A 12,529-nucleotide genomic window follows, 5' to 3' on the forward strand; every position below is an offset into this window, starting at 1 on the left:
CACGAAAAAGCCCGGCCCCCCTGTGGGGAACCGGGCTTTTCGTTGACTTCTCTTTTCTGGTTCGACTCCTCCGCCTTGTTTGGCTAGAAGTCCATACCGCCCATGCCGCCGGTCGGGTCGCCCGCCGGAGCGGCCGCCTTCTCCGGCTTGTCGGCGACGACGGCCTCGGTGGTCAGGAACAGGCCCGCGATGGACGCCGCGTTCTGCAGCGCCGAACGGGTCACCTTGACCGGGTCGGCAACGCCGGCCTTGAGCAGGTCCTCGTACTCACCGGTGGCGGCGTTCAGGCCGGTGCCGGCGGGCGAGTTGCGGACCTTCTCGGCCACCACGCCGGGCTCCAGCCCGGAGTTGAAGGCGATCTGCTTGAGCGGAGCCTCGAGCGCCACGCGCACGATGTTGGCACCGGTCGCCTCGTCGCCCTTGAGGTCCAGCTCGGCCAGGGCCGGAGCCGACTGCAGCAGGGCCACACCACCACCGGCGACGATGCCCTCCTCGACGGCCGCCTTGGCGTTGCGCACGGCGTCCTCGATGCGGTGCTTGCGCTCCTTGAGCTCCACCTCGGTGGCAGCTCCGGCCTTGATCACCGCAACACCGCCGGCCAGCTTGGCCAGGCGCTCCTGCAGCTTCTCACGGTCGTAGTCGGAGTCGCTGTTCTCGATCTCGGCACGGATCTGGGCCACCCGGCCGGCGATGGCGTCGGAGTCACCGGCGCCCTCGACGATGGTGGTCTCGTCCTTGGTGATGACGACCTTGCGGGCCTTGCCGAGCAGCGAGATGTCGGCGGTCTCGAGGGACAGCCCGACCTCTTCGCTGATGACCTGACCACCGGTGAGGATGGCCATGTCCTGCAGCATCGCCTTGCGACGGTCACCGAAGCCCGGCGCCTTGACGGCGACCGACTTGAAGGTGCCGCGGATCTTGTTGACGACCAGGGTCGACAGCGCTTCGCCCTCGACGTCCTCGGCGATGATCAGCAGCGGCTTGCCACCCTGAATGACCTTCTCCAGCAGCGGCAGCAGGTCCTTCACGGTCGACACCTTGCTGGACACCAGCAGGATGTAGGGGTCTTCCAGGACGGCTTCCTGACGCTCGGCGTCGGTGACGAAGTAGCCCGAGATGTAGCCCTTGTCGAACCGCATGCCCTCGGTCAGCTCGAGCTGCAGGCCGAAGGTGTTGGACTCCTCGACGGTGATGACGCCCTCGTTGCCGACCTTGTCCATCGCCTCGGCGATCAGGTCACCGATCGACTGGTCACCCGCGGAGATGCCCGCGGTGGCCGCGATCTGCTCCTTGGTCTCGACGTCCTTGGCCGAGCTGAGCAGGGTCTGGGTGACCTTCTCCACGGCCTTCTCGATGCCGCGCTTCAGCCCCAGCGGGTTGGCGCCGGCGGCTACGTTGCGCAGGCCTTCCTTGACCAGTGCCTGCGCCAGCACGGTCGCCGTCGTCGTGCCGTCGCCGGCAACGTCGTCGGTCTTCTTGGCGACTTCCTTGACCAGCTCAGCGCCGATCTTCTCGTACGGGTCCTCCAGCTCGATCTCCTTGGCGATGGAGACACCATCGTTGGTGATCGTGGGAGCGCCCCACTTCTTCTCGAGGACGACGTTGCGACCCTTGGGCCCCAGCGTCACCTTTACCGCGTCGGCGAGGGCGTTCAGGCCCCGCTCGAGGCCGCGACGGGCCTCTTCGTCGTACGCAATTGTCTTGGCCATTGCGAAGTGATTCCTCCGGATTGGGAATGAAAGGGGTCACGGATGACGACAACCCCGTTACTTACGCTGGCCGGGCGCAGTGCCCGCGACGGACGATCACAGCGGTTGGTTGCTGGACCTCACCGTCCCGACCTAGCACTCGCCTATGCCGAGTGCCAAAGTCATTATTAGCACTCGCCTATGCCGAGTGCAAGGTCGGCTGGTGGCGTTCGCCGTGGGCTGAAGCGGATGCGGCCCTGCCATACCGCCGACTGTGGAAATGCTGACGCCTGCCCGGCGTGTCCCGTCGGGTGATTCACACTCGGCAAAGAGGCAGACTGGGTTGATGTCACTGGTCGTGCCGCCCTACCCCGCGCCGCGCTACACCAAGGCAGAACCGGAGGTCAGCGCCCAGCTCAGGCGGGGCGCCGAGGCTCCGGACTACGAGTATGCCGGGGTCAGCTACCACTATCTGGCTAATCAGCAGCTCACGGCTGGCGACTACGGCCTGTACCGGGTCGACATCGCGCCGGCCGGGGGTGGACCCGGCCCGCACTACCACCGCACGATGTCCGAGGCATTCTTCGTGCTGTCCGGGACCGTAAGGCTCCACGACGGCCGGGAGTGGGTGGACGGTCACCAAGGCGATTTCCTCTATGTGCCGCCGGGTGGCATCCACGGATTCCGCAACGAGGTGGACGAACCGGCGTCGATGCTGATGCTCTTCGCACCGGGCGCACCGCGGGAGGCGTACTTCGAAGGCTTCGCGCAACTGGCCGACTTGACCGACGGGGAACGGCGCGAGTGGTTCATGCGCCACGACAACCACTTCGTCGAATGACCGGGCTGCTTAACAGGGTGCTCGACACCCACGGCGGCCTCGCCCGGTGGCGCCAGGTGGGTCAAATCGAAGCCACCATCGTCACCGGTGGCAAGCTGTGGGACATCAAGGGGCAGCCCCAAGATGCCACGCCGCGGCGAATGACGGCCGCTACCCGACGCGAATGGGCGTCGCTGCACCCCTTCGGCGCCGCGGACCAGAAGACCGATTTCACCGCGGGGCGCATCGCGATCGAGAAGCTGGACGGCGCGGTTGTCGCCGAGCGCCTCGACCCGCGGCAATCCTTCGCTGGGCACGCACTCACCACCCCGTGGGATCCATTGCAGCGCGCGTATTTCAACGGCTACGCGCTGTGGACCTATCTGAACTCGCCGTTCTTGACCGCACTGCCGGGCGTCACCGCCGACGAAGTCGAGGTGGACGACGAGCAAAGGGGGCGGCTAAGGGGACTGCGGGTGCACTTCCCGGCCGCGCTGGCGACCCACAGCCAGGTGCAGGAGTTCTACTTCGACGACGACTGCTCGCTGTGCCGGCACGACTATCGCGTCGACATCGCCGGCGGATTCGCCGCGATCCAACACATCTCGGACATGGTGGAGGTCGACGGAATCATGTTGCCGACCAAACGCCGGGCCTACCGGTGCGATCGCGACGGCCGGGTGCTGCCTGAGGAACTGATGGTGTCCATCGACCTCAGCGACTATCGGTTGAGTTAAGCGCCGAAGAGGAGATCCCCGGCGACCATTCTGCGGGTGCGTTCGCAGAACTCGCGGCCGCTGAACGGAAGTTGGGTGACGACCTTGCCGCTGGGATGGCGGAAGTAGTTATCACAGGCCAACCAGACCTTCCCCGCCATCGCGGCCTGCAGTTCGTCGTTGTAGCGCCGCTGCGCATCTGGCGTCACCTCGACCGTGCGAGCATCCCGTCCGCCCATGAGGTCAAGAACCCGACGGACGAAGGTGGTCTGTATCTCGTGGATGTAGATGATCGAGTTGACCCCATTGGTGTTGGGGCCGTACAGGATGAAGAAGTTCGGGTAACCGGAGACCAGGGTGCCGAGATAGGCCTCGGCTCCGCCCCGCCAATCCTCGCGTAGGTGCCGGCCGTCGCTTTCGTACACCTCGATGCTGTCCAGATAGTCGGCGGCCTTGAACCCGGTGCCGTAGATGACGGTGTCGACCCGGTGTTCGGTGCCGTCGACGGTGCGCACCCCGTGTTCGGTCAGTTCCACGATGGCGCTGGTCTCCAGGCCAACGTTGGGCAATGCGAAGGTGGGGTACCAATCCCGCGACATCAACGGCCGTTTGCACCCCGCCGGGTAATCCGGCGTCAGCTTGGCCCGCAGTTCGGGGTCGGCCACCTTGCGTGCCAGATAGTTTCGGGCCAGCTCGGTGGCCTCGCGGGTCTGTGCGGCGTCGGCGTCGAAACTGGCCGACTCGTAGGCCTCGAACGCCTCATCGCGCAGCTTCTGCGCCAACTCCGGGTGACGTTCGAACTCCTCCTGCTGCTCCGGGCTGAAGGGGAAGTCGAATCGGGGCGCGATCCAGATCGGGGTTCGCTGAAATACGGTGAGATAGGCGGCTTCTCGCGCGATCGCCGGCACGTATTGCACAGCGCTGGCGCCGGTGCCGATGGACGCGACCCGCTCCCCCGCCGTCGACCTGCTGTGATCCCAGCGAGCCGAGTGGAACTGCCGACCCCGAAACCTCTGCGCCCCAGGTATTTCCGGAATGTTGGGCACATCGAGCATCCCGACCGCACTCACTACGACGTCGAAGTCGTGCTGGCGGCCCTGGAAACCTTCGTCGACCGTCAGCGTCCAGCGCTTCGAGTCAGCCGACCATCGCGCGCCTGCGATCGCGGTGTTCGGCCGCAGGTGCGGGCCGAGCCCGTGGTCGGCGGCGACCTTCTCCAGATAAGCCAGGATCTCTGGCTGGTTCGCGTACGTCTTGCTCCAACGCGGGTTGAGCGCGAAGGAGTACGAGTACAGGTGCGATGGCACGTCGCAGGCCGCGCCCGGGAAAGTGTTGTGCCGCCAGGTCCCCCCGAAGCCGTCGGCGCGGTCGAAGATGGTGAATTGGTAACCGCCTGCGGCGAGTTGGATGCCCATCGCGATCCCGCCGGCACCCGCGCCGATGACAGCCACTCGCGGCTTCAACCCCATTGCAGGAAATAGGGTCGCTCGGGCCGTGTCCTCGCGGCCTCACGGTCGGGCACGCACACTCCGGAGTGGGCCAGACCGGCAATCACGTTCTCAACGTTACCGCGCGTTCGCCGGCCAGCTGCCGGTGCTGCCGGAGTGAGTAAGTTGAGGCCATGTCCAACGAGAACCGCAAGTGGTCGACCGCCGACATTCCTGACCAGAGCGACCGCACCGTCGTCGTCACCGGCGCCAACACCGGCCTCGGGTATCACACCGCCGCCGCGCTGGCCTTCCGCGGCGCCCGCGTCGTGCTGGCGGTGCGCAACCTGGAGAAAGGGAACGCGGCGCTGTCGCGCATCGTCGCCGCCAAACCCGGCGCGGACATCACGCTGACCCAGCTCGACCTCAGCTCGCTGGCCTCGGTGCGCCGCGCCGCCGACGAGTTGCGCAGCGCCTACCCGCGCATCGACCTGCTGATCAACAACGCCGGGGTGATGTGGACACCCAAGGAGGTCACCGCCGACGGCTTTGAATTGCAGTTCGGCACAAACCATCTCGGCCACTTCGCGTTCACCGGCCTGCTGCTCGACCACCTGCTGCCGGTGCGCGGCTCCCGGGTGGTGACGGTCAGCAGCCTGGGCCACCGCATGCGCGCCGCGATCCACTTCGACGACCTGCAGTGGGAACGCAACTACAGCCGCATCGGCGCATACGGGCAGTCCAAGCTGGCCAACCTGCTGTTCACCTACGAGCTGCAGCGCCGGTTGTCCGCCGCATCCGCCCACACCGTCGCCGTCGCCGCACACCCGGGCGGCTCGGCCACCGAGCTGGCCCGCAACGTTCCCCGCGTGCTGCGCCCGCTGAATGCATTGGCGCCCCTGCTGTTTCAGAGCGCGGAGGCCGGAGCCCTGCCCACGCTGCGCGCGGCCACCGACCCCACCGTGCAGGGCGGGCAGTACTACGGGCCCGACGGTCTCGGGGAACAACGAGGCCACCCCAAGCTGGTGCAGTCCAGCGCACAGTCCCACGACCCGGACCTGCAGCGCCGGCTGTGGAGTGTCTCTGAGGAACTCACCGGCGTGAAGTTCCCGGTCTGACATGCGCTCTGTCACCGAACATCAGCGCGTGATCGCGGACATGATCGCGGCCCGTCCGGCCATCACCGTCGCACTGGCCGACGCGCTGGGCCTGGTGCTGGCCGACGACGTCGTCGCGCCGCTGTCCCTGCCGGTCTTCGACAACTCCGCGATGGACGGCTACGCGGTGCGCGCCGAGGACACCGCGGCAGCGACGCCGGAGCGGCCCGTGACGCTGCCGGTCGCCGAGGACATTCCCGCCGGCCGCACCGACCAATTGACCCTGGAACCCGGCACCGCACACCGGATCATGACCGGCGCGCCGCTACCGGCCGGAGCAACGGCGATCGTGCCGGTGGAAGCCACCGACGGCGGCGTGCAGTCCGTGCAGATCCGCCAGCATTCCGAGCCGGGCAAGCACATCCGCCGCGCCGGTGAGGACGTCGACGCCGGCACCACCGTGCTAAGGGCCCGCGAGGTGGTCACACCGGCCGCGCTCGGCCTGCTCGCCGCGCTCGGGCTGGCCGAGTTGCCCGTGCTCCCGAGGCAACGCGTGCTGGTGATTTCGACCGGTTCCGAACTGGTGAGGCCCGGCACCGAGCTGAGACCCGGCCAGATCTACGAATCCAACGGAATCATGCTGGCCGCCGCCGTTCGGGAGGCCGGTGCCGACGTGGTCGCCGCCGAGACCGCCGGAGACGACGTCGCGCAGTTCACCGCCGTCCTGGACCGCTACGCGCCCGACGCGGATCTGATCATCAGCAGCGGAGGCGTCAGCGCCGGCGCCTACGAGGTGGTCAAGGACGCGTTCGGCCGAGAGGGCGATCAGGGCGTTCAGTTCGTGAAGGTGGCGATGCAGCCGGGCATGCCGCAGGGCGCCGGCCGGGTTGCCGGGACACCGATCGTCACGCTGCCCGGTAATCCGGTCAGCGCGCTGGTCTCCTTCGAGGTGTTCATCCGGCCCGCGCTGCGCGCCGCCATGGGCCTGCCCAACCCGCAGCGGCCGAAGCGGGCCGCTGTGCTCACCGAGGCGGTGACCTCGCCGCGCGGCAAACGGCAGTTCCGGCGCGCGATCCTCGACCCCGCCGCGGGCCGGGTCACCAGTTACGGGCCACCCGCATCGCACCATCTGCGCTGGCTGGCGTCGGCCAACGCGCTGCTGGACATCCCCGAGGACGTGGTGGAGGTGCCGGCCGGAGCCGAACTGCAGGTGTGGGATCTGAGCTAACGCCGGTGAAATTCGTCGGCCGCATCGAATGCGGGGGTAGCCGCAATCGCAAGTGCGGCTACCGAGATCACCACCGGAATCGTGACCAGCGCCACCGAGAGCCCGGCCCACTGGGCCAGGTGGCCGATCAGGGGCGGCCCCAACAGGTAGCCCACCCAGCCGGTCGCGGCGACCAGGGCGATCGCCGAGCCGCCGCTGCCGGCCGAGTAGGCGGCGCTGAACGCCGTGGGCACCAACAGCGCCACCCCGGCTCCCAAACTGGCGAATCCGATCACGCTGACCAGCGGATCGCCGGCCGCGAGCGTGACGCTCATGCCGACGGCGGCGAGCAGGGCCAGGGCTGGCAGCAGCCGGCGAGCCGAAAGCCGGGCATGCAGGCGCATCGCGCCGAAGCGGATGAGCACCATCGCCAGGGTGTAGGCCGCATAGCTCAATGCCGACAAGCCGGCGCCGGCGCCCACGACGTCGTGCAGGTAGTTCGCCGACCAGTCGGTCGCGGCGCCCTCACACAGGAACGACGCGAAAGCCACCGCGGCCAGAATCACCACGGTCGGCGTCCAGGTTCGCCCCCGCTCGTCCGCCGTGACCGCCACGGTCTCGTCGGCGATCAAGCGCAGGGTCAGTGGCCCGACCACCACCAGCACCGCGGCCCCCAGCACCAGCAACTGCGGTTCCAGCCCGACGCCGACACTCACGCAGCCCGCCCCGATGACCGCGCCCAGCAGGGCGCCGAGGCTCCACATGCCGTGAAACCGGGCCATCATCGGGGCCTGCGCCAATCGTTCGAGGGTGCCGGCCTGCGTGTTCATCGCGACGTCCAGGGCACCCTGGAACCAGCCCCACAGCATCAGCGACCCAAACAGCCCCAACCCGGAGCGCGCCAGCCCCACGGACAGCGGAGCGATCGCGTAGCCGGCGACCAGGACCGGCACCAGTCGGCGACTGCCCCACCGGGGCAACGCCCAATGGCTGAACAACGTCGCCGCCACCGACCCCAGGGGCGCGCCGAACAGGGCGGTGCCCAGCGCCCCGTCCGAGAGCCCGAGGGCCGCCTTCACGTGCGGGATGTGGGCCGCCCAGGACGAGAACACCACGGCATGGGCGACGAACGCCGCGGTGACGCCGATCTTCGCGCGGCGCAGTTGCGCAGCGCTGCGGGATTGGATGGGTTGGGTAGGAATGTCGGGCTCCTCGACAAGCAGGCTAGTTGCCTGCTTTCCCTGCCTGGTACCCAACGAACCACGCCGCCCGTGAGCGCATACGTAAGATGACCCGCGTGGCACGACGCCCTGGCTCTTCCGAAGGTCCCGCGCACCTGATCGAGTTGGTGCGGGACACCATTCCGCCGATTCACCCGGGCGGTCGGCCGTTCATCGGCGCGGGCCTGGCCCTGGCCGCCGTCGGCTACCGGCACCGGTGGCTGCGCCGGACCGGCCTGCTGACGGCCGGCGCGTGCGCGGGCTTTTTCCGGCATCCGAAACGGGTGCCCCCCACCCGGCCCGGCGCCGTCGTCGCACCCGCCGACGGCACGGTCTGCGTGATCGACACCGCCGTCCCGCCCGCCGAACTGAGCATGGGCGACACGCCGAGACCGCGCATCAGCATCTTCCTGTCGATCCTGGACGTGCACGTGCAGCGCGCTCCGGTGAGCGGCGAGGTGATCGCCGTGCAACACCGGCCGGGCAGCTTCCTGTCCGCCGACCTGCCCGAGGCCAGCGAGGCCAACGAACGCACCAGCGTGCGCATCCGCATGGACAGCGGAGAAGACGTCGTCGCTGTGCAGATCGCCGGACTGGTGGCGCGCCGCATCGTGTGCGACGCCCACGTCGGCGACCGCCTGACCATCGGTGAGACCTACGGCCTGATCCGGTTCGGCTCGCGACTGGACACCTACCTACCGCCGGGCGCGCAGCCGATCGTCAGCCTCGACCAGCGCACTCTGGGTGGCGAGACCGTCCTGGCAGAGCTGTCATGATCAACAAGCCCCGGGTCCGCCGGACTGAGGCGCTTCACCTGCTGCCCAGCGCCATGACCGTGCTGTCCATCTGCGCCGGCCTCACCTCGATCAAGTTCGCGCTCGACCACAAGCCGATCCCCGCGATGGCCCTGATCGCGGTGGCCGCCATCCTCGACGCCCTGGACGGCCGGGTGGCCCGCATCCTCGATGCGCAGTCCCGGATGGGCGCCGAGATCGACTCGCTGGCCGACTCGGTGAACTTCGGAGTGACCCCGGCGCTGGTGGTCTACGTGACGCTGCTGTCGAAGTGGCCCATCGGCTGGGCGGTCGTGTTGCTGTACGCGGTGTGCGTGGTGCTGCGCCTGGCCCGCTACAACGCCCAGCAGGACGACGGGACGCTGCCGCCCTACGCCAAGGAGTACTTCGTCGGCATGCCGGCGCCGGCGGGTGCGGTGTCGATGATCGGGACCATCGGCCTCAAACTTCAGTTCGGCGAGGGCTGGTGGACTTCTGTCTGGGCCCTGAGCCTGTGGATCACCGGGACATCGCTGCTGATGGTCAGCGCCATTCCGATGAAGAAGTTCCACACGCTGGCGGTGCCGCCTAACTGGGCGGCCCCGCTGCTGGCCGTGTTGGCGATCGCCGCGGCGGCCGCGGTGCTCGAACCCTTCATCCTGATCTGGGTCATCATCATCTCCTACGTGTGCCACATTCCGTTCGCGGTACGCAGCAGGCGCTGGCTGGCCAAACATCCCGAGGCGTGGGAAGACGACAACAAGCAGCGCCGCGCCGCCCGGCGCGCGACTCGACGGGCCCAGCCGCACCGACGGTCGATGGCGCGGCTCGGGTTGCGCAAACCAGGCCGGTGACGTGGCCCGCCCCAATCAGCTTGCCCTGACCGCCCGCCTGAACACTTCGGCTGTCGACTCGCGCCGCGGCGTGGTCCGCCTGCATCCGAGCACCATCGTTGCACTGGGCATTCGAGAGTGGGATGCGGTGTCGCTCACCGGATCTCGCACCACCGCGGCGGTCGCCGGCATGGCCGGCGGCGACGTCCCGATCGGCATCGTGCTGCTGGACGACGTCACGCTGTCCAACGCGGGCTTACGCGAGGGCACGGAGGTGCTCGTCAGCGCGGTCACCGTCTACGGGGCGCGCACGGTGACGTTGAGCGGCTCGACGCTGGCCACCCAGTCGCTGTCCCCGGCCACGCTGCGCCAAGCCCTACTGGGCAAGGTGATGACGGTCGGTGACGCGGTGTCGCTGTTGCCACGCGACCTGGGACCGGGAACCTCGACGTCGGCGGCCACCCGCGCGCTGGCCTCGTCGGTGGGCATCAGTTGGACCTCGGAGTTGTTGACGGTCACCGGCGTAGACCCGCAGGGGCCGGTCAGTGTGCAGCCGAACACGCTGGTCAGTTGGGGCACCCAGGTACCCGACTCGTCCCACGTCATTCCGGCCGTGGACGTCTCGACCCCGGAGATGCAGGTCGAGGAACTCAAAGGGGCCCAGCCGCAGGCCGCCAAGCTCACCGAGTGGCTCAAGCTCGCCCTCGACGAGCCGCACCTACTCAAGACGTTGGGCGCCGGCACCAACCTCGGGGTCCTGGTGTCGGGTCCGGCCGGGGTCGGCAAGGTGACGCTGGTCCGGGCGGTGTGCGCCGGGCGCCGGCTGGTCGAGCTGGATGGCCCGGCCGTCGGGGCGCTGGCCGCCGAGGACCGGCTACGCGCCGTGTCGACGGCGGTCACGAAAGTCAGTGACGGCGGCGGGGTGCTGCTGATCACCGACGTCGACGCCCTGCTGCCGGAAACCCCGGAACCGGTGGCGGCGCTCATCCTCACCGAGCTGCGCAGGGCGGTGGCCACCGACGGCGTGGCGTTGATCGCCACGTCGGCGCGGCCCGACCAGATCGACACCCGGCTGCGCTCTCCGGAGTTGTGCGACCGCGAATTGGGGCTGCCGTTACCCGACGGCGGAACGCGCAAGGCACTGTTGGAAGCACTGCTAAAAAGGGTGCCCACCAGCGACCTGGATCTCGATGAAATCGCTTCCAGGACACCGGGTTTCGTTGTCGCCGACCTGGCCGCCCTGATGCGCGAGGCCGCGCTGCGGGCGGCCTCGCGGGCCAGCACCGACGGCCAGCCGCCCAAACTCAGTCAGGACGACCTGATCGGCGCGCTGTCGGTGATACGGCCGCTGTCCCGCTCGGCCAGCGAAGAAGTCACCGTCGGCAGCGTGACGCTGGCCGATGTCGGCGACATGGTCGAGGCCAAGCAGGCCCTGACTGAGGCGGTGCTGTGGCCGCTGCAACACCCGGACACCTTCTCCCGCCTGGGCGTCGACCCGCCGCGCGGAGTGCTGCTTTACGGCCCGCCGGGCTGCGGTAAGACCTTCGTGGTCCGCGCGCTCGCCAGCACCGGGCAACTGAGCGTGCACGCCGTCAAAGGCTCGGAGCTGATGGACAAGTGGGTGGGGTCATCGGAGAAAGCGGTGCGCGAGTTGTTCCGGCGCGCAAGGGATTCCGCTCCGTCGCTGGTGTTCCTCGACGAGGTGGACGCGCTGGCGCCGCGGCGCGGACAGAGCTTCGACTCGGGCGTGACCGACCGCGTGGTCGCTGCGCTGCTGACCGAACTGGACGGCATTGACCCGCTGCGTGACGTCGTCGTGCTGGGCGCCACCAACCGGCCCGACCTGATCGACCCGGCGCTGCTGCGGCCCGGACGGCTGGAACGGTTGGTGTTCGTCGAACCGCCCGACGCCGACGCCCGTCGCGAAATCCTGCGCACGGCAGGCAAATCCATTCCCCTGAGCTCCGACGTCGACCTGGACGCGGTGGCCGCCGGCCTGGACGGGTACAGCGCGGCGGACTGTGTGGCGTTGCTGCGCGAGGCCGCGCTGACGGCGATGCGGCGCTCCATCGACGCCGCTGATGTCACTGCCGCGGACCTGGCCGCCGCGCGGGAGAAAGTGCGCCCCTCTCTGGACCCGCTACAGATCGAGTCCTTGCGCGAATTCGCCAAGCAGTAGCGCATTTCCCGTGGACTCGCCACGGCGCGCAGGGCTTCGCTTTCCCGGTTTTCTGCAATATATTTAGCCGTTCGAGTCGCCCCAATGATGGGAGCCGCAGATGTCGACTTACCTGATCGCAGCACCTGAGGCTCTGGCCGCGGCGTCAGCCGATGTCAGCGGGATCGGGGAGGCGATCCGCAAGGCGACGGCGTCGTGGGCGCCGTCGACGACGGGGATCGCGGCGGCGGCCGCCGATGAAGTGTCGGCGGCGATCGCGCGGTTGTTCGGTAACTACGCGCAGGGGTTTGTGGCCCTGGATGCGCAGGCGGCGGCCTTCGAACAGCAGTTTGCGGCGGCGTTGAGCGCGGGCGCGGGTGCGTATGCCAGCGCCGAGGCCGTCAACCTCTCTGCTCTGCAGAGCGGGGATCTGCACGCCCTGGGCGAGAGTCTGCTGGCCCCGATCAATGGGCCGGTGATGGCGTTGACGGGGCGGCCGCTGATCGGTAACGGCGCCAACGGCGCCCCCGGGACCGGCGCTGCCGGCGCGGCGGGTGGGTGGCTGCTCGGTGATGGCGGGGCTGGTGGCT

General features: G+C 68.8%; 11 protein-coding genes. 8 read left to right on the top strand and 3 right to left on the bottom strand.

The genetic code is table 11. From position 1 onward, the window contains the following. Window positions 1-83: 83 nt before the first annotated feature. On the bottom strand, window positions 84-1,709 hold the full coding sequence (groL, locus tag AWC08_RS20695) for a chaperonin GroEL (RefSeq protein ID WP_065132735.1): 1,626 nt from the start codon (window positions 1,707-1,709) through the stop codon (window positions 84-86). Window positions 1,710-2,034: 325 nt separating this feature from the next. Here groL and AWC08_RS20700 point away from each other — a divergent pair, with 325 nt between their 5' ends. Next, entirely contained in the window at window positions 2,035-2,529 is a 495-nt protein-coding gene (locus AWC08_RS20700) for a cupin domain-containing protein (RefSeq protein ID WP_069433269.1), read from the top strand. Then, on the top strand, window positions 2,526-3,245 hold the full coding sequence (locus AWC08_RS20705; protein WP_069433268.1) for a hypothetical protein: 720 nt from the start codon (window positions 2,526-2,528) through the stop codon (window positions 3,243-3,245). The genes AWC08_RS20700 and AWC08_RS20705 overlap by 4 nt, the downstream gene beginning before the upstream one ends. Here AWC08_RS20705 and AWC08_RS20710 read toward each other — a convergent pair. Further along, the gene (locus AWC08_RS20710) at window positions 3,242-4,675 is read right to left on the bottom strand and encodes a flavin-containing monooxygenase (RefSeq protein ID WP_232007810.1); all 1,434 of its coding nucleotides are present in this window, start codon (window positions 4,673-4,675) and stop codon (window positions 3,242-3,244) included. The genes AWC08_RS20705 and AWC08_RS20710 overlap by 4 nt on opposite strands. 170 nt (window positions 4,676-4,845) lie before the next feature. Here AWC08_RS20710 and AWC08_RS20715 point away from each other — a divergent pair, with 170 nt between their 5' ends. Together AWC08_RS20715 and moeA are read left to right on the top strand one after the other, a co-directional pair. After that, the gene (locus tag AWC08_RS20715) at window positions 4,846-5,769 is read left to right on the top strand and encodes an SDR family NAD(P)-dependent oxidoreductase (RefSeq protein ID WP_069433266.1); all 924 of its coding nucleotides are present in this window, start codon (window positions 4,846-4,848) and stop codon (window positions 5,767-5,769) included. 1 nt (window position 5,770) lies between these two features. Then, window positions 5,771-6,976: a molybdopterin molybdotransferase MoeA gene (gene moeA / locus AWC08_RS20720; protein ID WP_069433265.1), complete on the top strand. Its 1,206-nt coding sequence runs from the start codon at window positions 5,771-5,773 to the stop codon at window positions 6,974-6,976. On the opposite strand, the gene AWC08_RS20725 is transcribed toward moeA, so the two are convergent. Continuing rightward, window positions 6,973-8,118, bottom strand: coding sequence for an MFS transporter (locus AWC08_RS20725; protein WP_083271081.1), 1,146 nt, complete (start codon window positions 8,116-8,118; stop codon window positions 6,973-6,975). The genes moeA and AWC08_RS20725 overlap by 4 nt on opposite strands. 134 nt (window positions 8,119-8,252) lie before the next feature. On the opposite strand from AWC08_RS20725, the gene AWC08_RS20730 reads away from it, so the two are divergent. The 4 genes from AWC08_RS20730 to AWC08_RS20745 all read left to right on the top strand — a co-directional run. Further along, window positions 8,253-8,951: a phosphatidylserine decarboxylase gene (locus AWC08_RS20730; protein ID WP_142283704.1), complete on the top strand. Its 699-nt coding sequence runs from the start codon at window positions 8,253-8,255 to the stop codon at window positions 8,949-8,951. Beyond that, window positions 8,948-9,802 (top strand): CDP-diacylglycerol--serine O-phosphatidyltransferase, encoded by an 855-nt coding sequence (gene pssA, locus AWC08_RS20735; RefSeq protein ID WP_065132158.1) that lies wholly within the window; start codon window positions 8,948-8,950, stop codon window positions 9,800-9,802. The genes AWC08_RS20730 and pssA overlap by 4 nt, the downstream gene beginning before the upstream one ends. 1 nt (window position 9,803) lies before the next feature. Beyond that, window positions 9,804-11,960: an AAA family ATPase gene (locus AWC08_RS20740; protein ID WP_069433262.1), complete on the top strand. Its 2,157-nt coding sequence runs from the start codon at window positions 9,804-9,806 to the stop codon at window positions 11,958-11,960. Between the two features lie 100 nt (window positions 11,961-12,060). Beyond that, window positions 12,061-12,529, top strand: a 469-nt coding sequence (locus AWC08_RS20745) for a PE domain-containing protein (RefSeq protein WP_142283705.1), incomplete at its 3' end; no start/stop codon positions are given.

It is taken from the genome of Mycobacterium gordonae (assembly GCF_002101675.1).
Lineage (GTDB): Bacteria > Actinomycetota > Actinomycetes > Mycobacteriales > Mycobacteriaceae > Mycobacterium > Mycobacterium gordonae.